Genomic DNA, 20220 nt, shown 5'->3' with positions numbered 1-20220 from the left:
GGTCCTACGGATTCGGGCGACGCGCGGGGAGCGCGCCGCGGTGTTCGCTAGCGGGTGGTGCCTGGCACCTTTGGCAGTGCGCCGCCGGCCGCTGCGTTGCGGTCGGGGCGGAAGTTCGAGAAGTCGGCGCCGGGCACGTCGTGCACGGCTTCGAGCGAGGTCTCGATGGCGTACGCCTCGGAGTCCTCGGGGCCGACGAGCGGCAGACGGACGCGCGGGCTGCCGATGCGGCCGAGCCCGTGCAGGATGTACTTCGCCGCGACGGTGCCGGGCACGTGGGTCATCACGGCACGGACGAGTGGCTCGACGCGCTTGTGCTCGGCGGTGGCGGTCGCCAGGTCGCCGCGGTTCACGGCGTCGACGATGGTGCGGTACGGCGTGCTCGTGATGTTCGCGGTGACGCCGATCAGGCCCGTCGCGCCGATGGACAGGTGCGGGAGCACGTTGGTGTCGTCGCCGGAGAAGTACATCAGGTCGGTGTTGTTCAGCACGCGGGACACCTCGGCGAAGTCGCCCTTGGCGTCCTTCACGGCGAGGATGTTCGGGTGCTTCGACGCACGCAGGATCGTGTCGTAGGTGATCGGGATGCCCGTGCGCCCCGGGATGTCGTACAGGATCACCGGCAGGTCGGTGGCGTCGGCGATCATCCGGAAGTGGGTGAGCACGCCCGACTGGGTCGGCTTGTTGTAGTACGGCGTGACGATCATGACGCCGTCGGCGCCGGCCCGCTCGCTCTGCTTGTAGAGGTGGATCGCGTGCGCGGTCTCGTTCGAGCCACCGCCCGTGATGATCTTCGCGCGGCCCGCGGCGACGGACTTGCCGACCTCGACCAGACGGAGCTTCTCGGGGTCGGTCAGGGTGCTCGTCTCGCCGGTGGTGCCGGTGACGACGATGCCGTCGGCGCCGGCCGTGATGCAGTCGTCGATGTGCTGCTCGACGCCGGGCCAGTCGACCTCGCCGTCGGCCGTGAACGGGGTCACGAGGGCGACGAGGACCTGACCGAAGGGATTCTCACGCGGGGACACGGGCACCAGCGTACCGGGGATGGGCGCGATGGCCGCCGTCCGGGTGGACGGTCGCCTGCCTGCGGCGCGGACGGGAGGCCCGGATCGCGTCCGTCCCGCCGGTCACGCCCGGCCCGTGCGGGCGCTCAGGCGCGGCGCTGCCACTCCAGGAACCGGTAGCGGGTGCCGACGTTCCGGGACTTCTGCCAGGGGCCCTCGTCGACGAGCGACCAGTCGGCCGACTCGTGGAGCGTCGGAGCGACGGTGTCCCCGGGTACGTCGACGTCGATCACGGTCTCGGACACCCGCTCGGCACGGTCCAGCGCTGCGGCGTAGACCTGCCCGCCGCCGATGACCCAGACGGCCTCGTCGGCACCGCCGGAACCGTCGAGCGCGGCCGCCAGCTCGTGCACGACCTCGGCGCCGTCCGCCGACCACGACGGGTCGCGGGTGAGCACCACGTTGCGCCGACCGGGCAGTGGACGGAACCGCTCGGGCAGGGAGTCCCAGGTGCGCCGGCCCATCAGCACCGTGGCGTCACCCGTGACCTGCTTGAAGTGCGCGAGGTCCTCGGGCACGTGCCAGGGCATGCCACCGTCGGCCCCGATGACCCCGCCGGTCGACCGGGCCCACACCATGCCGATCATCAGACCGCGACCGCGGCCTTGATCGCCGGGTGGTGGTGGTAGCCGACGACCGTGAAGTCCTCGTACTCGTAGTCGTCGATCGAGTCCCTCGGTGCGAGCTCCAGGGTGGGCAGGGCGTACGCCGTGCGGGACAGCTGCTCCTCCACCTGCTCGACGTGGTTGTCGTAGACGTGGCAGTCGCCGCCGGTCCAGACGAAGTCACCGGCCTCGAGCCCGGTCTGCGCGGCGATCATGTGGGTGAGCAGGGCGTACGACGCGATGTTGAACGGGACCCCGAGGAACATGTCCGCGCTGCGCTGGTAGAGCTGGCACGAGAGCTTGCCGTCGTTGACGTAGAACTGGAAGAACGCGTGGCACGGCGCGAGTGCCATGTCCGGGATGTCCGCCACGTTCCAGGCCGACACGATGAGCCGTCGGCTGTCCGGGTTCGTGCGGATCTGGTCGATCACCTGGGCGATCTGGTCGACGTGCTCGCCGGACGGGGTCGGCCACGAGCGCCACTGCACGCCGTAGACCGGGCCGAGGTCGCCGTCCTCGTCCGCCCACTCGTTCCAGATCCGGACGCCGTGTTCCTGCAGCCAGGTCGCGTTGCCGTCGCCGCGCAGGAACCAGAGCAGCTCGTACGCGATCGACTTGAAGTGCACGCGCTTCGTGGAGACGAGCGGGAAGCCCTTCGACAGGTCGTAGCGGAGCTGCGCACCGAACAGACTGCGGGTCCCGGTGCCGGTGCGGTCGCCCTTCGGCGTGCCCTCGGTGAGGACCCGTCGGAGCAGGTCTTCGTAGGGGGTCGGCACGGTGGGGTCGGGCTGCACGGTCTCGCTGTCGCTCACACACAGAAGACTACGTCGGCATGAGTAGCGTTGGCGGCATGGCAGACACGGCGGCAGAGCCGCTCTCGATCCTGATCGCCGGCGCGTCCGGTTTCATCGGCACCCCGCTCGTCCGCGCCCTGCGCGAGGCGGGCCACCACGTGACCACGCTCGTGCGACGCGAGCCGCACACGGCCACCGAGTTCCGCTGGGCCCCCGGACAGCGTCCGCTCGACCCGGCCATCGTCGACGGCGCCGACGTGGTGATCAACCTGGCGGGTGCGAACATCGGCAAGTTGCCGTGGACCGCGAAGTACCGCGAGGAGATCCGGCGCTCGCGCGTCGACGCGACCGACACCCTGGTCGAGGCGATGCGGCACGCCAGCACGCCCCCGGCGCTGTTCCTGTCCGGATCGGCCTCGGGCGTGTACGGCGACCGCCCGGCGGACGTCCTGCAGGACGACGCGGCGCCCGGCACCGGGTTCCTCGCCGAGGTCTGCACCGCATGGGAGGCCGCGGCGAACGCGGCGCCGGACGGCGTGCGCGTCATCACCCTGCGCACCGGCATCGTCATCGGCGAGGGCGGCGGCGCGCTCGCACCGATCCTGCCGCTGACCCGGTTCGGGCTGGGCAGCCGCCTCGGCACCGGCGGGCAGCACTGGCCGTGGATCGCGCTCGAGGACGAGGTCGGCGCCATCGTGCACCTGGCCACGAGCCCGTCGGCGTCCGGGGTCAGCGGGCCGGTGAACCTGGCCGGGCCGGAGGCCGTCGTCGCCGATCGCATCACGAAGCGCGTCGCCGAGGACCTGCACCGGCCGTACCTGTTCCGGATCCCGGAGTTCGCGTTGCGCCTCGCCCTGCAGGACGCGGCGGACGAGATGCTGCTGTCGAGTCAGCGGATGGTGCCGACGAAGCTGCTCGAGTCCGGCTACGCCTTCCGCTACACCCGCGCGTCGGACGCGGTCGACGCGGTCCTCTGACCGGGGGTCAGGCGCTCGCCCGCGACAGCGCGGTGCGCATCGCGGCGCGGGCACGCTTCCGGTCCCCCGCGGCGTCGTAGACGACCCCGAGTCGGTACCAGGCACGCCAGTCGGCAGGGTCCTGCTCGACGGCGGCCTGGTACTTCGGGAAGACCTCGTCGGCGGCCTCGCGCGTCGGTCGGCCGGAGGGCCGGACCGGCACGACGTCCTCCGGTGCGCCGCCCTCGGCCTCGAGCCGGGACCCGAGCCGGGTGATCCGGACACCGAACCGGAACTCGAGCACGAGCAGGAGTGCCCCGATCGCGGCGACGACGAACAGGGCGACGCCGATGCCGATCCCGATCGGGATGCCGGTCGCGATGAACGCGACGGCCCGCTGCCCGACGAGCACGATGTAGAGCGCCAGCAGAAGGGTCATCAGCGCCGCACCCCAGAACGGCGACCGGATCGCGCGCCCGGCCCGCGCTGCACGTCCCACCGGGTCAGCCGATGCCGAGGACGCTGCCGAGGCCCACGGTGAGTCCGCGGGCGGACCCGAGTGCCGACAGTGCCGCCCGGATCCCGGCGACGTAGGCGACGTCGTCGTTGGTGTCGTGCCGGATGGTCAGGGTCTCGCCGGGGCCGCTGAGCAGGACGTCCTGCACCGCCTTCACCCCGGGCAGTCGGAGCGAGTGGATCGGCACGCTCGCCACCTGCTGACCGCGGGCGCGCTGGTCGACGTGCGGGGCCTCGACCGGACCGACGTCGCGCCGCGCCTCGGCGATCAGTTCGGCGGTGCGCACCGCGGTGCCGGACGGCGAGTCGATCTTGCCGGCGTGGTGCGTCTCGACGATCTCGACCGAGGGGAACCACGGCGCCGCGATCGTGGCGAGGTGGGTGCCGAGCACCGAGCCGATCGAGAAGTTCGGGACCACGAGGACGCCCTGGTCGGGCCGCTCCTGCAGGGCGGTGCGGAGCTTCGCGAGACGGTCGGCCGACCAACCCGAGGTGCCGACGAGCACGTTCGCCCCGCTCGACAGGGCGTTCTCGACGATCGCGGGGCTGAGCGCCGGCACCGTCACGTCGACGACGAGCGCAGCGCCGCCGAACACCGACGGAGGCGCCTCGTGGGCACCGTCCTTCGACGACAGACGGGCGACGAGCTCGAACTCCGGGAGTTCCTCGACGACGGAGGCCACGAGGCCCCCGAGACGACCGGTGGCGCCGACGACGGCGACGGGAGTGACCATGCGGTCCATCCTAGGATCGACCCATGTCAGTCGAGGTCAGGACCGTGCCCGCCGATCTGCCCGAGGTCGACGTCCTGCTCGACGCGTACCTGGACGAGCGCGAGGCGACGTTCCCGAGCGCGCAGGGCACCTACTCGCGCAAGCGGACACCGGCTGCCGAGTTCACGCCGCCGAACGGGGTCTTCGCGGTGGCCTACGACGGCGGCACCGCGGTCGGGTGCGGCGGGCTCCGGCGGATCCCGGACGGGGTCGACGAGACGGGCGCCGACGACGTCCGGTTCGAGGTCAAGCACGTCTTCGTGACCCCGGGCGGACGGGGCAAGGGCATCGCGTCGGCGCTGATGGACCTGCTCGAACGGAAAGGTGCCTTGCTGGGAGCGACGAGCATCGTGCTCGACACGAACGACTCGCTCGTCGCCGCGGGCGCGATGTACCGCGGTCGGGGCTACGAGCGCGTCGCAGCGTTCAACGACAACCCGAACGCGACCGCCTGGTACCGCAAGCCGACGACCCGCTAGACGGGCTGGTCGACCGGCAGCCCGGTCCGCAGCTCCACCGGCAGGTGGGCCAGGTCGTTCAGGGCGACCACCTCGGCCGGCTTGGCGGAGCGGATCCGGATGATCGTGAGTGCGGTGTGCGCGACGTTCGTGCCCATCCAGCGCCACTCGGGGGCCTGGAACGCCTCGCGCACGAACCAGCCGATCACGGCGTTGTGCGTGATGAGCAGGTCGTGCCGGTCCTCGCGCGCCGGGGTGAACCACTCGGAGACGGCATCGCCCATCTGGGCCTGTCCGGCGACGATCTCCTCTTCGGTGACGCCGCCGTACCAGCCCTGGTAGGCGTGCGGCATGTCCGGGGTCGGGCCGGAGGGGACGCAGTCGAACAGCAGTGTCGACGGTTCGGGCTGGATCGAGGGCAGCCGTTGCGCCAGGAACGCAGCCGTCTCGCTCGGGGCCTGCAACGGGGAGTGGTACACGCCGTCGAAGGGCAGGCCACCCAGTCGGTCGGCGACGAGCATCGCCTGCCGCTTGCCGCGCTCCGACAGCTTGCCGTCGCGGAGGCCGTGCTCGGCGTCCTGGTGTTCGCCGTGCCGGACGAGGTACAGGTAGTGGGACATGTCCGTGCTCAGCTGCCCATCCCGATCGCTGCGGCGAGTTCGTCCTGCTGCACCGCTCCGACCACCGACGTGATCGTCGGACGGGTCAGGAGGTCGCGGGCGAGTTCGAGCACGCCGTCGGTGGTGACCCGGTCGACGCGCTCCAGTGCGGTCGACAGGTCGGTGTACTCCCCGGTGCCGAGCTCGGACCGGCCGAGGCGGGTCATCCGGGCGTCGGAGTCCTCGAGCGAGAGGGTCAGGGCACCCTCGATCTGGCCCTTCGCGCGGCGGAGCTCGTCGTCGGTGATGCCGTGGTCCACCATGCGGCGGAACTCGGCGTCGATGATCTCGATGACCCCGGGGACGTTGTCGGGCGCGCAGCCCGCGTAGACGCCGAAGGCGCCGTTGTCGAGGTAGGCGGGCGCGAACGACGACACCGCGTAGGCGAGGCCGCGGCGCTCGCGGACCTCTTGGAACAGCCGGGAGCTCATGCCCCCGCCGAGCACGGCGTTCAGGACGCTGAGCGACGGCCGGCGGTCGTCGCGCAGGTCGAGTCCCTGCGAGCCGCGGAGCATGCTCACCTGCTCGGTCGGCCGGTGCACCACCGACAGCTTCGGCTCGATGGGGTCTGCGACGGTCTGCGGTGTGCGGCGCGCGAGCGGTTCGGCGCGCGGGGCGTCGTGGAACACGGCAGCGACCGCGTCGCAGAACCGGTCGTGGTCGACGGCGCCGGCGGCGGTCACGACGATGCCGTTCGGTGCGTAGTGCTCGCGGTAGTGGGCCAGGACCTCGTCGCGCTGGACCGCACGGATGCTGTCCGGGGTGCCACCGATGGGGCGACCGAGCGGGTGTCCGCTGAAGGCCGCGGCGAAGAACGCCTCGCCCGCCACGTCGGCCGGGTCGTCGGCGGCCATCGCGAGCTCTTCGAGGATGACGCCGCGCTCGACGGCGAACGCCTCGGGGTCGAGCACCGAGCCGGTCACCATGTCCCCGATGACCTGCACGGCCATCGGGACGTCGGCGTCCCGCACCCGTGCGTAGTAGCAGGTGTACTCCTTGGCCGTCGCGGCGTTGTGCTCGCCGCCGACCGAGTCGAACGCGATGGCGATGTCGAGCGCCGACCGGGTCTCGGTGCCCTTGAACAGCAGGTGTTCGAGGAAGTGGGTCGATCCGAACTGGCCGTCGCGTTCATCCCGCGAGCCGACGCCGACCCAGAACCCGATGCTCGTGGAGGCGGCACCGGGAACGGCTTCGGTGAGCACACGCACACCCGACGGCAGCACGGTGCGGCGGACGAAGGCCCCGCCGGACGTCAGGAACGACGTGTCCGGGGCCCCGAGCGGCAGTGGCACTGGCTGGTTCATCGCAGACGAGCCTACTGATGCTCCGGAGCCCGCATCCCAGTTTCCACACGCCCGCCGACTGTCACTCGAAGAGGGGTACAGAAATTGCGGACAGACCGACTCGTCTGTCTGTCCTCCTTGTGGTACAGTCGTTCTTGCCGGATCGAAAGCCCCCCTAAGTTCCGATCCGGCGGCTCGGGACATCAGTCCTCGCGGCCACGAGTCCCCCCACTCGTCCGCGGAGCCGATGAACCAAGGAGCCACGCTGTGACGGTCGATTCCCCCCAACCGGCCGTCCAGCGTCTCCTCGGTCCGAGCACGAACCTCGCGTCGCCGGACGGGTCGAGCGTCCCCCCGACTCCCCGCTCCGGCGGCGCGAAGGTCCGCGTCCTCGAGACGGCCACGCGACTCTTCTACGAAGAGGGCATCCACAGCGTGGGCGTCGACCGCCTCATCTCCGAGGCGAGCGTCACGAAGGCGACGTTCTACAAGCACTACGGGTCGAAGGACAACCTGATCCTCGCCTACATCCGCACCCAGCACGAACGGGTGCAGGAACGCATGGAGCGACTCGTCGCCGACGCCGGCTCCCCCGCAGCAGCCGTCCGCGCCTGGGTCGCCGCCCTCGCCGACGAGGTCAACGACCCCGACTTCCGCGGGTGCGCCTTCCTGAACGCCGCCGCCGAGTACCACGACCCCCGTGACCCCGTGCGCGAGGTGGTCGCCACCCACCGCGACTGGTACACCGACCGGCTCGCCACCCTGCTGCAGGAGTCCGGCCACAAGCTGCCGGGCGACGGTGCCGACGAGCTCATGCTCGCGCGAGACGGTGCGATGGCCGGCGCCTACGCCGGTGACGCGATCGCCGCGACGGCCGCCCTCGGTCGCGTCGTCGACCGCGTCCTCGCCGACTGACGTCCGGCGGTCGCTGCCGCCTTCCCTGGCGCCGTCGCCTTCGCGAAAGCGACAGATCACCGCGAACAGTTCGCGGGATCATGTCGCCTTCGCGGCACGGATGCACCCGCGTGACGCAGATCTGTCGCTTCCGCAGGGCAGCCCGAGGCTGCGGGTGTTGGCTGGGGGCATGGCCAACGACCCCAACTGGAACCTCCCCGAGGTCCCCTCGTTCACCCTGACCAGCCCCGACTTCACCGACGGTGGCGAGCTGCCGACCTCGGCGCGCGGCACCGACGCCGGTGGCGAGGACCGCTCCCCCGCACTCGAGTGGTCCGGCGCACCGGAGGGCACGAAGAGCTTCGTCCTCACCGTGTACGACCCCGACGCCCCGACCGGCTCGGGCTTCTGGCACTGGAGCCTCACGGACATCCCGGGCTCCGCGACCTCGCTGCCCGCCGGCGCCGGCACCGACGACGCCCTGCTGCCCGCCGAGGCACTCCGCCGGCGCAACGAGTTCGGCACCGACACGTTCCTCGGCGCCGCGCCGCCCGCGGGCCACGGCGTGCACCGCTACTTCTTCACGCTGAGCGCCCTCGACGTACCGCTGCTCGAGGCGCCGGCCGACGCGACCCCCGCGGTCGTCGGGTTCGTGCTGCGCGAGCACCTGCTCGGCCGCGCCCAGCTCGTCGGCACGCAGGAGACCCCCGCCGCGTAGAACGATCCCGCAACGACGAACGGCCGCCGTCCCGCGAGGGACGACGGCCGTTCGTGTGCCAGGGGTGGATCAGACGGTGGCGTCCGTCGACTCCTCGCGGGCACCGCTGGAGTCGGTGTCCGACTCCTCGGCGACGACCGGCGCGAGCGACAGCTTGCCGCGGTCGTCCACCTTGGTGACCTCGACCAGGACCTTCTGGCCGACGCCCAGGACGTCCTCGACGTTCTCCACACGCTTGCCACCGGCGAGCTTGCGCACCTCGGAGACGTGGAGCAGACCGTCACGGCCCGGGAGCAGCGACACGAAGGCGCCGAACGTGGCGATCTTCACGACGGTGCCGAGGAACTGGTCCCCGATCTCCGGGTTGGTCGGGTTCGCGATCGCGTTGACCGACGCACGAGCGGCCTCGGCCGACGGACCGTCGACGGCACCGATGTAGACGGTGCCGTTGTCCTCGATCGAGATGTCGGCACCGGTCTCGTCCTGGATGCCGTTGATCGTCTTGCCCTTCGGGCCGATCAGCTCGCCGATCTTGTCGACGGGGATCTGCACCGAGATGACGCGAGGAGCGGTGTCCGCCATCTCGTCGGGAGCGTCGATCGCCTCGTTGAGCACACCCAGGATGGCCGAGCGGGCCTCCTTGGCCTGCTTCAGCGCCGCGTCGAGCACCGTCGACGGGATGCCGTCGAGCTTGGTGTCGAGCTGGATCGCGGTGACGAACTCCGAGGTACCGGCGACCTTGAAGTCCATGTCGCCGAGGGCGTCTTCCGCACCGAGGATGTCGGTCAGCGCCGCGTAGCGGGTCTGACCGTCGACGGTGTCGGACACCAGGCCCATCGCGATGCCGGCGACCGGGGCCTTGAGGGGCACACCGGCGTTGAGCAGCGAGAGGGTCGAGGCGCAGACGGAACCCATCGAGGTCGAGCCGTTGGAGCTGAGCGCCTCGGAGACCTGACGGATGGCGTACGGGAACTCTTCACGCGTCGGCAGCACCGGCACGAGGGCGCGCTCGGCGAGGAAGCCGTGCCCGATCTCGCGACGCTTCGGCGAACCCACACGGCCGGTCTCACCGGTCGAGTAGGGCGGGAAGTTGTAGTGGTGCAGGTAGCGCTTCTTCGTGACGGGCGACAGCGAGTCGATCTGCTGCTCCATCTTGAGCATGTTCAGCGTGGTGACGCCGAGGATCTGCGTCTCGCCGCGCTGGAAGATCGCCGAACCGTGGACGCGCGGGATCACGGCGACCTCGGCGTCGAGCGGACGGATGTCGGCGAGGCCGCGGCCGTCCATGCGGATCTGCTCGGTCAGGATGCGGCCGCGGACGACCTTCTTCGTGACCGACTTGTACGCGGCGCTGACCTGCGAGTTGGCGACCTCGGGCAGCTCGCCCGCGGTGACCTGCTCCGCGATGGCGGCCTTGACGCGCGACTTGAGCGCGTCGTCGGCGTCCTGACGCTCGGTCTTGGCGGCGATCTTGTAGACGTCACCGAGCTCGGAGAGCGCGAGGGCCTCGACGGCCGAGTAGACCTCGGGCGCGTACGGCGGGAAGACCGGGTAGTCCTGGATCTCCTTGGCCGACTGCGCGGCGAGCTTGGCCTGGGCGTCGACGAGCGACTTGAGGAACGGCTTGGCCGCCTCGAGGCCCTGCGCGACGACGGCCTCGTCGGGCTTGGTGGCGCCGCCCTGGATGAGCTCCCAGCTGTGCTCGGTGGCCTCGGCCTCGACCATCATGATGGCGACGTCCTCGTTGCCCGCCTCGTCCGTGACGACACGGCCGGCGACGGTGAGGTCGAAGACGGCGTCAGCGAGCTGCGACGCCTTCGGGAACGCGACCCACTGGTCACCGATGAGCGCGAGGCGCACACCGGCGATCGGGCCGGAGAACGGCAGACCGGAGATCTGCGTCGAGGCGGACGCGGCGTTGATGGCCAGCGCGTCGTAGAACTCGTCCGGAGCGATGCTCAGGACGGTGATGACGATCTGGACCTCGTTGCGCAGGCCGTCGACGAAGGACGGGCGCAGCGGCCGGTCGATCAGACGGCAGACCAGGATGGCCTCGGTCGACGGGCGGCCTTCGCGGCGGAAGAACGAGCCGGGGATCTTGCCGGCGGCGTAGGAGCGCTCCTCGACGTCGACGGTCAGCGGGAAGAAGTCGAATCCTTCACGCGGGTGCTTGCCGGCGCTGGTGGCCGAGAGGAGCATCGTTTCCTCGTCGAGGTACGCGGCGACCGCGCCCTGCGCCTGCTGTGCGAGCCGACCGGTCTCGAACCGGACGGTGCGCTTGCCGTACTTGCCGTTGTCGATGACGGCTTCGGCGAACTTGATCTCGGGACCCTCCAAAAGGGTGCCTCCTTGAAGTGTGTTCGGCAGGCCTTGGCGACGGCACTCGATGGTGCGTGCGCGCCGATCGTTCCGGACGCATGTCTGGCCAGCAGTAGAAGCACTCGGGAAACCGTTCCGGCCCGCGAGCCACCACCGATGACCAGCTCCGTGCCCGGCCTGCGCAGTGTTTTTTCGTGCGTCCGGGGAAACGGTCCCCGGACACGATGGACTTTACCAGTCCACAGGGAATCGGCGGCGCGGCTCGCTGACACCCGGGCGAGCCTCGGTAGCCTGCTGCCATGCGTCTCACCCCCTCGCGGGGCGTGCTCGTCGCGGCCGCCGTGGTCGTCGGCGCGCTCGTCGCCCCGGTCCTCACCGCTGTCCCGGCGACCGCGACGGAGTACCCGACCTGGCAGGACGTGCAGCGGGCCAAGGGCAACGAGACCGCCAAGCGTGCCGAGGTGACCAAGGTCCAGGCCGCGCTGCAGTCGGCGCAGGACGAGGCCGCAGCGAAGTCGCAGGCCGCGCTGACGGCCTCGTCGAAGGCGGACGCGGCCGAGGCGGAGCTGGCGGAGGCCACCCAGGCCGCCACGAGCCTCCAGGCCCAGGCGCAACGCGCGTCGGAGACGGCCGAACGCGCGCAGACGCGCGCCGGTCAGCTGGCGGCGAACCTGTACCGCGACGGCAGCACGAACCAGATGACCACCCGGATCGCGACCGCCGGCAACCCGGACCAGCTGCTCTACCAGCTGGGCGCCCTCGACCAGCTGTCGTCCACCTGGTCCGGCGTGATGGACGAGGCGTCCGTCGCGGCCGGCACGGCGTCGTCGCTGCACGAGCAGGCCGAACGCGCCGAGGCCGAGCGGGCGACACGTGCGCAGGCAGCCGAGGAACGCTCCGCGGCGGCGAAGTCGGCCGAGGCCGTGGCGAACGCCGCCGTCGAGTCGACCGAGCAGCACAGCGACGAGCTGTACGCGCAGCTGGCGTCGCTCCGGGACACCACCGCCGAGCAGGCCGCCGGGTACGAGCTCGGGCAGAAGGTCGCGGCGCAGAAGGCCGAACAGCAGCGCAAGCGCGCGGCGGCGGCTGCAGCACAGGCGGCGGCAGTAGCTTCGGCGAGCGCCGACACCGGTGGCGGGAGCACCGGCGCCAGCGGCGGCTCGGGCACGAGCTACCCGAGCACCGGCGGGGTCGTCGTGGACCCCGCTGCTGCCCAGGCCTACGCCCGGAGCGCCCTGGGGTCCTACGGCTGGGGCGACGACCAGTTCTCGTGCCTGGTGTCGCTCTGGACGCAGGAGTCCGGCTGGCGGGCGAACGCACTGAACGCCTCCAGCGGCGCCTACGGCATCCCGCAGTCGCTGCCGGCCGAGAAGATGTCGGCGGCCGGAGCGGACTGGCGGACGAACGCGAACACGCAGATCAACTGGGGGCTCGCCTACATCAAGAGCGCGTACGGGTCGCCGTGCGGTGCGTGGGGGCACGAGATGAGCGTCAACCCGCACTGGTACTGAGCTCCCGCGCTCACCGCCCCACCAGCCGCAGCGCCTGCAGCGGGCACATCGCCACCGCGTCCGCAGCGGCGGCGCGTTCGTCCGGCCGCACCGGCACGTCGCGGGTGCCGCCGCCGTCCCGCGCGATCGGGTAGCCCCACTCGTCGCGCGCCAGCCGCTCGGCGAACAGCTCGGTGCACAGGCCGCGTCCCCGACAGCGGGTCCAGTCGACGTGCAGCGCAACGAGACCGGCGGCGGTGGCACCTCCCGGCGTGCCGCTCACGGTCGTCCCCCGACCAGGCAGGTGCCCCGCAGGTGCGCCTGCACGTCGTCGTGGAACACGTCGAGCGCGCTCCGCACCATCCGTGCGACGCCGTCCGGGTGCTGGCAGGCCCCGCGTCCGTCGACGAGGCCAGCGATCCGCCGGACCTCGCCGGCCAGGTCGCCCGCCCGGTGCCCGGAGGCAAGGTCGGCGACCACGTCGGCGATCCGCGGCAACCCGTTCACGCACGGCCCGCAGCGCCCGGCGGACGCTCCGGCGAGCGCCGCGGCGAGTCCCGCGGTGACCCCGACCGGGCAGGTCCGGTCGTCGAGCACGGCCAGCACGCCGGCCCCGGGCGCCGCACCCCACGGTGCCAGTCCGTCGACGTCGAAGGGCGCGTCGAGCGCTGCGGCCGGCACCCAGGTGCCGCCCCACCCGCCGACCAGGACGGCTCGCGTCCGTCGCGGATCGGCCGCCGGCAGCCGGGAGGCACCCAGCAGCTGCCCGAGCGGCGCACCCCCGGCGGTCTCCAGCACCACGGCACCGGCCGGGTCCGTCACGTCGCTGACGGTCACGAGGCGGGTGCCGGGAGCGCTCGCGCTGCCCACGCTCCGCGCCCACGCCGCCCCGTACCGTGCGACGAGCGCTGCCTGCGCGAGGGTCTCGACGTTCGACACCAGGGTCGGTCGTCCGCCCGGTCCACGCTCGGCCAGCCGGACGGTGCGGTCCTCCGGCAGACCTCGGCCACCGGCGACGGCCGAGGCGAGCGCCGTGGCCTGCCCGGCGACGAAGGTACTGTGCGGCAGGGCGCGGACCGCGATCGTGACCGGCTCGGTGCCGGGCCGGGCGTCGGTGCGTTCGGCCAGGGCCTGGCGGACCCGGTCGGCGAGCCGCTCGCTCGTGGCGACCACGGCCTCGGTCGCACCGATCGCCAGCGCCGCGACCACGACGCCGTCGAGCACCAGGTGCGGTGCTCGTTCGAGCAGGACGGCGTCCTTGCGGCTGGCGGGTTCGCCCTCGACGCCGTTCGCGATGACGATCGGGGCACCGCGTCGGCGGCGCCGTCCCGCGACGGCCTCGAGCTTCCGGGCGAGCGGGAACCCGGCTCCCCCGCGGCCGTCGACACCGGCCAGGGCGATCTCGCCGACGGCGGTCGGCCCGACGTGCGGGAGCGGTCCGTGCGTGCGCTGGTGGTCGTCGAGTCCGGGCCCCGGGGCGGCGAGGAGGCGTTGCGTGCCGGTCGGTGGCGGGACGGTGAGCGGGTGGGTCAGGGTCATCGGAGGACCTCCCTCGGGGTCGGACGGAACGCGGTGACGCCAGCGGTGCAGCGCCAGGCGACGGCGCCGAGGACGGCTGCGGCGCAGACCCCGGCGATCACCAGGAACCAGGCGGACGTGCCGTCGGTCCCGGTACCGATCGCGTGCGCCATCGCGATCGGCCACATGGCGTAGGCGGCCCAGTGCACGGCGCGGAACACGCGTGGCCCGATCACCCGGCGGAGCATCCCCGTGACGACGAGCACCACGAGCAGGTCCGCCGACAGCGTGCCGAGCCCGAGCCAGAACCAGCGGTACGCACCGGCGAACGGCACGAGGGCGTCCAGCAGGCGGAGTTCGGCCTCGGTGTCGAGCAGCAGCGTCACCACGTGCACGACCACGAACACGGTGGACGCCAGGGCGACGTCCCGGTGCACGAGCTGCACGCCGAACCGCGGCAGGCCGGGCAGCGGTCGTCCGCCGCGGGTCACGATGCCGAGCAGGACCGTCAGGGTCAGGAGCAGGACCGCGGCGACCCCGGTCCCGCGGCCGACCACCCAGAGCGCGGTGTCCATCAGGCGGCGTCCGCCCCGCCGAGGTGGTCGACCTGGTCGTCGGGCCAGCCGCCGATCCGCAGCACCGAGCCGTCGGCCGCGACGAGTCGGGCGGCACGGCCGCTCTGCCGGAGCCACTCCACGGCGCCGTGACCCCGGACGACCGCGGCGGTGGTCATGGTGTTCGCCGTGGTGCACGACGGGGCGACGACCGTCACGGACCGCCACACCGGGTCGGCGGGCAGGCCCCAGCGCGGGTCGAGGATGTGGTGCCGCGCGGTCCCGTCCTGCTCCCAGCGGCGCTTCTGCGTGCTCGAGGTCGCGACGGACCACCCGGAGGCGATGCGGACGTGGTCGACGGGGTCGCCCGCCTGGTCCTGCACGCGCACCTGCCAGCCGCCGGAGGGGTCCGGGCCGGCCGTGGCGACGTCCCCACCGAGCGAGACGAGGGCGCCGATGCCGAGCCGCGCGGTGATGCTCGCGGCGGCCATGTCCGCGGCGGCGGCCTTCGCCGTGGCGCCGAGGTCGAGCGTGACGCCCGCGGGGACCCGCAGGAACGTGCCGGACAGCAGGATCCGCTGCCAGGCGGGTCGACCGTCGAGCGCTCGGGCGACCGTGTCGGGCGACGGGACCGGGGGCGCGTCGGCGAAGGCGGCGTCGTACCCGAGGGACGCCATCCGCCGGCCGAGGGTCGGGTCGACGTCCCCGTCCGACAGTCGCGCGGCGTCGACGGCCTGGTGCACGAGGGTCGCCAGCAGCGACGAGACCTCGGTTCCGCGCACCAGGTCGTCGGCAAGGGACAGGAGCTCGGAGTCGTCGCGGAACCGACTGCACGCGGCGTCGACGGCCGCCGTGACCTCGCGGACGCACGACTCGGCGGCGGCGAGGTGGCGGCGGTCGCGGTGGTCCAGGACGACCCGGGCGGTGGTGGTCCAGAGGTCCCACTCGGCGGCGGCGCGCACGGTCAGGAACCCGTCGTCGTCGTGTCCGACGACCCACCGGTGGTGCCCTGCGAGACCCCGGTGTCGGTCGACGTGTCGGTCGACGACGACGAGGACGAGGACCCGGAGTCGGTGGCGGCATCACTCGACGTCCGGGTACCCGAACCCGAGTCCGTCGTCGTGCTCGTGGACGTGTCGGTCGTCGTCGTACCGGCCTGCTCGTGCCCGAACCACAGCCCGGCACCCGTGACCGTCGCGACCGCGAGTCCGCCCAGGCTCACGAGCGCACTCGTGATCCGTGCGGACCGCCTGCCGGTGCCTCTGGTGTCCATCGGTCCTCCTCGTCGTCATGACGAGGTTCCCGAGGCCACCGATGAGCGAGCCGCCAGCCAGCCGCACTCCGACCCCACGAACCCTGTGGTCCGCCTAAGAGCGAGCCGCGGGGTCAGCGATCCGGGTCAGTGGCCGAGGCCACCGAGCAGGCTCGCGAAGTCCGCGGTCGCGGGGAGCGCGTCGGCTTCCTGCGGGGCCCGACGGGAGGCCCGGATCGCCCAGGCCAGGTCGGCTCCGGCCCGACGGATGCGTCCGTCCAGGGCCGCGGCGTCACCGTCGCTCCCCCAGTCGTCGGTCGCGGCGAAGACACCGGTCGGTACCACCGCTGCGCGGAGGTACGCGAACACGGGGCGCAGGGCGTGGTCGATGGCGAGCGAGTGCCGCGAGGTCCCGCCGGTGGCGCCGAGGAGGACGGGCAGGTCGGCGAGCGAGTCCTTGTCCAGGATGTCCAGGAACGACTTCGCGAGACCGCTCACGCCGGCCGTGAAGATCGGCGTGACGAAGACGACCGCGTCGGCCTCGACCACGGCGGCCATGGCGGCGGACAGCGCGGGCGCGGCGAACCCGGTGAGCATCGCGTCGGTGATCTCGTGGGCGAGCGGCCGGAGCTCGACGTGCAGGACCTGTGCTGGCGTGCCCTCGGCGACGAGCGCGGCGACGGCGGCCTCGCCCAGGCGGTCGGCGAGCAGGCGGGTGGAGCTGGGCTCGGAGAGTCCGGCGGAGACGACGGCGATGGTGGTCATGGTGGTTCCCGACTTTCGATGCGTTTGCATGAACATCGTACCGAACCGTGCGCCACGCGCAACCATTCCCGCAGAACGGAGAACGCCCCGGTCCTCTCGAGGAGGACCGGGGCGTTCGGTCAAGCCGTGGGGCGTCGACTAGCGGCGCAGGCCGAGGCGCTCGATGAGCGCACGGTAGCGGGCGATGTCGACGTCGGAGAGGTAACCGAGGAGACGGCGACGCTGACCGACCATGAGCAGCAGACCACGACGCGAGTGGTGGTCGTGCTTGTGCTCCTTGAGGTGCTCGTTCAGGTCGTTGATACGACGCGTCAGAACGGCGACCTGGACCTCGGGGGAACCGGTGTCGCCCGGGTGGGTCGCGTACTCTTCGATGATCTCCTGCTTGACCTTCGCGTCAAGTGCCATGCGTAGATCCCCTTTCAGTCCGTTGCGCGGTGCCCGTGCCTGATGCACGAGCGCTCTTTGTCCGCGGCCGTTCGACGGCAACCGCGCAAGACTACCAGAGTCCTAGACCGTCCTGGCGCGCAGGCGACGACGACGCGGCGCGGGCAGCAGGCTGCGGACGAGCCCGACGAGCGTCGCGCCGAGCAGTCCGCCGAGGCCGTTCGACAGCACGTCGCGGGGGTCGGCGACGCGGTAGGGCAGGTAGGTGGCCTGCGCGAACTCGATGCCGGTCGACAGGGCGACCGCGACCAGCGCGCCGAGGATCCACCAGCGCCGTGGCAACCAGAGCGCGGCGAGCATGCCGACCGGCACGAACATCGCGATGTTGGCGAGGAACTCGGTGCGCTCGTACGTGAACCAGGCACCGTGCGGCAGCTGCTGGACCCAGGCGATCGCGTGCAGCACGAACGAGTTCTGTGCCGATGTGAACACCTGCGGGGTCAGCGTCATCCGCCAGATCACCCAGGCGTACGCCGCGGTCACGGCGAGGAGGAGGAGTCGACGGAACATCCCGGTATTGTGCAACACCGTCCTGCGCGGTCGCTGGAGCGCTCCTGGCAGAAGCCGTCGGCGGACCTGGACGAACGCCCCGGTGGCCTGGTCAGGACTCCCCCGCACCTGTCAGCATGGAGAGCGAACAGGGAGGACCGCCGGATGCCGGAGGACCAGGGGATGCGCAGGTCGGCGCGCCGGCAGTGGCTGTGGATCGCGGCCGCGGTCGTCGTCGTCGCCGCGGTGGTCACGACGCTCGTCGTGGTCGTGCCGCACGGCAGCGGGCCGGATGCCGACCCGACGGCGAGCGGACGTGACGTCGCGACGCGGAAGACCGTGGAGCAGGCGTTCCCCGGCGGACTCGCGCACCAGCCGTCGGCGGTGAACCAGCCGGGCATCCGCGAGCGCCAGGCACGAGCCGCCGGACACGACGACACCGCGGCGCAGATCGCCCGCATCGCCGACCAGCCGATCGCGACCTGGCTCACGAACACCTCGCGGTCCGAGACACGCGCCACCATCCGCGCGGTCGTCCGGAACGCCGAGCAGCAGCGGGCCACCCCGGTGTTCGTGCTGTACACCGTGCCGGACCGCGACTGCGGCAGCTACTCGAAGGGCGGCACGACCGACGACGCCTACCTGCCGTGGGTCCGGTCCGCCGTGCGGGCGATGGCCGGGTCCGGGGCCGTCGTGCTCGTCGAGCCGGACGCGATCGCGCAGATCCAGAACTGCCAGCGCCTGCGCGACTCCCGGCTCCCCCTGCTCCGGAAGGCCGTGGACGCGCTGACCGGGCACGGGCTGACGGTGTACCTCGACGGCGGCAACGAGAACCGTGTCCCGACCGCGACGATGGCCGACTGGCTGCGGCAGGCGGGCGTCGATCAGGTGCAGGGCTTCTTCACGAACGTGTCGAACTTCTACCGCGTCGACCAGGAACGTGCCTACGCCGACGAGCTCGCCGACGCGATCGGTGGTGATCCGCACTTCGTCATCGACGTCTCCCGCAACGGGCAGGGCTGGCGCGGGACCTGGTGCAACCCCGAGGGCGCGGGGCTCGGCCAGGCCCCGCACGTCACCGGCGGATCGAGCCGACTCGACGCCCTGCTGTGGGTCAAGACGCCGGGGCTCAGCGACGGCACGTGCAACGGCGGACCGGCCGCCGGACAGTGGTGGGAGAGCTACGCGCTCGGTCTCGTCGAGAACCGCAAGCGCGACTGACCCGTGGCCGGGGTGTCGGTGCCCGGTGGTTGCATGAGCGCATGACCCCGACCGACAGCCGGCGCTCCGTCGTCCCGCCCTACCTGCTCCACGCCGTGGCCCAGGCGGCCGAGTTCCCCCGCGCGGCATCGGCCGCCCGCACCGCACTGGCGTCGCTCGAGCTCGTGCAGACCCCGAAGCACCGGCACCTCATCGCCCCGCGCGGCGTCAGTGCCGGCGTCGACGGCACCGGCACGGCCGACCGCTCACCGCAGCGCACGATCACCGATGCCCGCGGCACGACGACCCTGCCGGGCACGGTCGTCCGGAACGAGGGCGACCCCGAGACCGGTGACGCGGCCGTCGACGAGGCGTACGCCGGACTCGGCGCGACCCACGCCTTCTGGCTCGACGTCTTCGGCCGGGCGTCGATCGACGGCGCCGGGCTCCCCCTCGACGCCACGGTCCACTTCGGGCAGGACTACGACAACGCCTACTGGGACGGCAGCCGGATGGTGTTCGGTGACGGCGACGACGAGGTCTTCCGACGGTTCACGATCGCCCTCGACGTCATCGGTCACGAGCTGGCGCACGGCGTCACGCAGTACACGGCCGACCTCACCTACCAGGGGCAGTCCGGGGCGCTCAACGAGTCGATCAGCGACGTGTTCGGCTCCCTCGTGGCCCAGTACGCGGCCGGGCAGACCGCCGAACAGGCGAGCTGGCTCATCGGCGAGGGACTCTTCACGGATGCCGTGCACGGCGACGCCCTCCGGTCGATGCGCGCCCCCGGTACCGCCTACGACGACCCGGTGCTCGGCAAGGACCCGCAGCCCGCGACGATGGCCGACTTCGTCGTGACGACCGACGACGGCGGCGGGGTGCACACCAACTCCGGCATCCCGAACCACGCGTTCTTCCTGGCGGCGACGGCGATCGGCGGGTACGCCTGGCAGGGTGCCGGTGCCGTGTGGTGGGACGCCCTGACCTCGGACGCCGTCACCGCCTCGATCGACTTCGCCGGGTTCGCCGCCGTCACGATCGACGCCGCCGCCACCCGGTTCGGCGACGGGACAGCGGAGCACGCCGCCGTGCAGGACGCCTGGCGGACGGTGGGCGTGCTCGCCTGAGCACGCCACGGGCGCGTACGGTCGGGAGCATGCGCATCGAGGTCCGTCGTTCCGGGGGCTTCGCCGGCACCACGCGGCGCTGGCGGGTCGACACCGACACGTGCGGTGACCCCGCGGCGTGGTCCGAGGTCCTCGACGCGCTCCCCCGCACCGCCGCGACGCCGTCGCCGTCCGGGCCACCGGTCCCCGACGACTTCACGTGGACGATCACCGTCGAGCGCACGACCGTGACGATCCCGGGCCGACGCCTGGACGGACCGTGGGCCGACCTCGTCGCGCGCGTCCGATCTGCAGGCGACCCGTCCTGAGTCAGCAGGCACAGGACGGGCTCGCCAC

General features: G+C 72.2%; 24 protein-coding genes. 8 read left to right on the top strand and 16 right to left on the bottom strand.

The window, feature by feature from the left end:
- Positions 1-47 precede the first annotated feature (47 nt).
- From dapA to ACXKZB_RS06960, 3 genes are all read right to left on the bottom strand, one after another.
- A complete protein-coding gene (gene dapA, locus ACXKZB_RS06970; protein WP_222660341.1) occupies positions 48-1025 on the bottom strand; it encodes a 4-hydroxy-tetrahydrodipicolinate synthase in 978 nt (325 codons plus the stop codon).
- Between the two features lie 125 nt (positions 1026-1150).
- Positions 1151-1651: a dihydrofolate reductase gene (locus tag ACXKZB_RS06965; protein WP_488825345.1), complete on the bottom strand. Its 501-nt coding sequence runs from the start codon at positions 1649-1651 to the stop codon at positions 1151-1153.
- Positions 1651-2481, bottom strand: coding sequence for a thymidylate synthase (locus ACXKZB_RS06960; protein ID WP_488825343.1), 831 nt, complete (start codon positions 2479-2481; stop codon positions 1651-1653). Before ACXKZB_RS06960 ends, ACXKZB_RS06965 begins: the two co-directional genes overlap by 1 nt.
- 38 nt (positions 2482-2519) lie before the next feature.
- On the opposite strand from ACXKZB_RS06960, the gene ACXKZB_RS06955 reads away from it, so the two are divergent.
- A complete protein-coding gene (locus ACXKZB_RS06955; RefSeq protein WP_488825341.1) occupies positions 2520-3440 on the top strand; it encodes a TIGR01777 family oxidoreductase in 921 nt (306 codons plus the stop codon).
- A gap of 7 nt (positions 3441-3447) precedes the next feature.
- Here the strand turns inward: ACXKZB_RS06955 and ACXKZB_RS06950 are convergent, their stop codons facing one another.
- Together ACXKZB_RS06950 and ACXKZB_RS06945 are read right to left on the bottom strand one after the other, a co-directional pair.
- Positions 3448-3918 (bottom strand): tetratricopeptide repeat protein, encoded by a 471-nt coding sequence (locus tag ACXKZB_RS06950; RefSeq protein ID WP_396290710.1) that lies wholly within the window; start codon positions 3916-3918, stop codon positions 3448-3450.
- A gap of 4 nt (positions 3919-3922) precedes the next feature.
- On the bottom strand, positions 3923-4669 hold the full coding sequence (locus ACXKZB_RS06945) for a 4-hydroxy-tetrahydrodipicolinate reductase (RefSeq protein ID WP_228505012.1): 747 nt from the start codon (positions 4667-4669) through the stop codon (positions 3923-3925).
- A 23-nt stretch (positions 4670-4692) separates the two neighbouring features.
- Here ACXKZB_RS06945 and ACXKZB_RS06940 point away from each other — a divergent pair, with 23 nt between their 5' ends.
- A complete protein-coding gene (locus ACXKZB_RS06940; RefSeq protein WP_488825339.1) occupies positions 4693-5187 on the top strand; it encodes a GNAT family N-acetyltransferase in 495 nt (164 codons plus the stop codon).
- Here ACXKZB_RS06940 and ACXKZB_RS06935 read toward each other — a convergent pair.
- Positions 5184-5786: a histidine phosphatase family protein gene (locus ACXKZB_RS06935; RefSeq protein ID WP_123313525.1), complete on the bottom strand. Its 603-nt coding sequence runs from the start codon at positions 5784-5786 to the stop codon at positions 5184-5186. The two genes, ACXKZB_RS06940 and ACXKZB_RS06935, sit on opposite strands and share 4 nt — an antisense overlap.
- An 8-nt stretch (positions 5787-5794) precedes the next feature.
- Entirely contained in the window at positions 5795-7129 is a 1335-nt protein-coding gene (locus ACXKZB_RS06930; protein ID WP_123313524.1) for a M16 family metallopeptidase, read from the bottom strand.
- 246 nt (positions 7130-7375) lie between these two features.
- On the opposite strand from ACXKZB_RS06930, the gene ACXKZB_RS06925 reads away from it, so the two are divergent.
- Positions 7376-8023: a TetR/AcrR family transcriptional regulator gene (locus ACXKZB_RS06925; RefSeq protein WP_340196204.1), complete on the top strand. Its 648-nt coding sequence runs from the start codon at positions 7376-7378 to the stop codon at positions 8021-8023.
- A gap of 169 nt (positions 8024-8192) precedes the next feature.
- Complete coding sequence (locus ACXKZB_RS06920) at positions 8193-8720, top strand: YbhB/YbcL family Raf kinase inhibitor-like protein (protein ID WP_123313522.1); 528 nt, start codon at positions 8193-8195, stop codon at positions 8718-8720.
- Between the two features lie 69 nt (positions 8721-8789).
- Here the strand turns inward: ACXKZB_RS06920 and ACXKZB_RS06915 are convergent, their stop codons facing one another.
- Positions 8790-11057 carry a polyribonucleotide nucleotidyltransferase gene (locus ACXKZB_RS06915; RefSeq protein WP_123313521.1) on the bottom strand — a complete coding sequence of 756 codons (2268 nt, stop codon included), beginning with the start codon at positions 11055-11057 and terminating at the stop codon, positions 8790-8792.
- Between the two features lie 281 nt (positions 11058-11338).
- On the opposite strand from ACXKZB_RS06915, the gene ACXKZB_RS06910 reads away from it, so the two are divergent.
- On the top strand, positions 11339-12550 hold the full coding sequence (locus ACXKZB_RS06910) for a coiled-coil domain-containing protein (RefSeq protein WP_488825336.1): 1212 nt from the start codon (positions 11339-11341) through the stop codon (positions 12548-12550).
- Between the two features lie 10 nt (positions 12551-12560).
- On the opposite strand, the gene ACXKZB_RS06905 is transcribed toward ACXKZB_RS06910, so the two are convergent.
- From ACXKZB_RS06905 to ACXKZB_RS06870, 8 genes are all read right to left on the bottom strand, one after another.
- A complete protein-coding gene (locus ACXKZB_RS06905; protein ID WP_488825335.1) occupies positions 12561-12812 on the bottom strand; it encodes a ferredoxin in 252 nt (83 codons plus the stop codon).
- Positions 12809-14068: an NADH-ubiquinone oxidoreductase-F iron-sulfur binding region domain-containing protein gene (locus ACXKZB_RS06900; RefSeq protein WP_488825333.1), complete on the bottom strand. Its 1260-nt coding sequence runs from the start codon at positions 14066-14068 to the stop codon at positions 12809-12811. The genes ACXKZB_RS06905 and ACXKZB_RS06900 overlap by 4 nt, the downstream gene beginning before the upstream one ends.
- Entirely contained in the window at positions 14065-14622 is a 558-nt protein-coding gene (locus ACXKZB_RS06895) for a ferric reductase-like transmembrane domain-containing protein (protein ID WP_488825332.1), read from the bottom strand. Before ACXKZB_RS06895 ends, ACXKZB_RS06900 begins: the two co-directional genes overlap by 4 nt.
- Positions 14622-15563: an FAD:protein FMN transferase gene (locus tag ACXKZB_RS06890; RefSeq protein WP_488825331.1), complete on the bottom strand. Its 942-nt coding sequence runs from the start codon at positions 15561-15563 to the stop codon at positions 14622-14624. Before ACXKZB_RS06890 ends, ACXKZB_RS06895 begins: the two co-directional genes overlap by 1 nt.
- A gap of 2 nt (positions 15564-15565) precedes the next feature.
- The gene (locus ACXKZB_RS06885) at positions 15566-15874 is read right to left on the bottom strand and encodes a hypothetical protein (RefSeq protein ID WP_488825329.1); all 309 of its coding nucleotides are present in this window, start codon (positions 15872-15874) and stop codon (positions 15566-15568) included.
- 126 nt (positions 15875-16000) lie between these two features.
- Positions 16001-16618 carry a CE1759 family FMN reductase gene (locus ACXKZB_RS06880; protein WP_488825327.1) on the bottom strand — a complete coding sequence of 206 codons (618 nt, stop codon included), beginning with the start codon at positions 16616-16618 and terminating at the stop codon, positions 16001-16003.
- Between the two features lie 138 nt (positions 16619-16756).
- Positions 16757-17026 (bottom strand): 30S ribosomal protein S15, encoded by a 270-nt coding sequence (rpsO, locus tag ACXKZB_RS06875; RefSeq protein WP_070416523.1) that lies wholly within the window; start codon positions 17024-17026, stop codon positions 16757-16759.
- Positions 17027-17128: 102 nt separating this feature from the next.
- Positions 17129-17575 carry a VanZ family protein gene (locus ACXKZB_RS06870; protein ID WP_222660315.1) on the bottom strand — a complete coding sequence of 149 codons (447 nt, stop codon included), beginning with the start codon at positions 17573-17575 and terminating at the stop codon, positions 17129-17131.
- Between the two features lie 162 nt (positions 17576-17737).
- On the opposite strand from ACXKZB_RS06870, the gene ACXKZB_RS06865 reads away from it, so the two are divergent.
- The 3 genes from ACXKZB_RS06865 to ACXKZB_RS06855 are packed head-to-tail and all read left to right on the top strand — an operon-like array spanning position 17738 to position 20192.
- The gene (locus ACXKZB_RS06865; protein ID WP_488825326.1) at positions 17738-18775 is read left to right on the top strand and encodes a glycoside hydrolase family 6 protein; all 1038 of its coding nucleotides are present in this window, start codon (positions 17738-17740) and stop codon (positions 18773-18775) included.
- A gap of 41 nt (positions 18776-18816) precedes the next feature.
- The gene (locus tag ACXKZB_RS06860) at positions 18817-19884 is read left to right on the top strand and encodes a M4 family metallopeptidase (RefSeq protein WP_488825324.1); all 1068 of its coding nucleotides are present in this window, start codon (positions 18817-18819) and stop codon (positions 19882-19884) included.
- A 29-nt stretch (positions 19885-19913) separates the two neighbouring features.
- Positions 19914-20192: a protealysin inhibitor emfourin gene (locus ACXKZB_RS06855; protein WP_488825323.1), complete on the top strand. Its 279-nt coding sequence runs from the start codon at positions 19914-19916 to the stop codon at positions 20190-20192.
- The last annotated feature ends 28 nt before the right edge of the window (positions 20193-20220 follow it).

It is taken from the genome of Curtobacterium sp. ABR8 (genome assembly GCF_057812125.1).
This window is presented reverse-complemented; position numbering and strand designations above follow the sequence as displayed.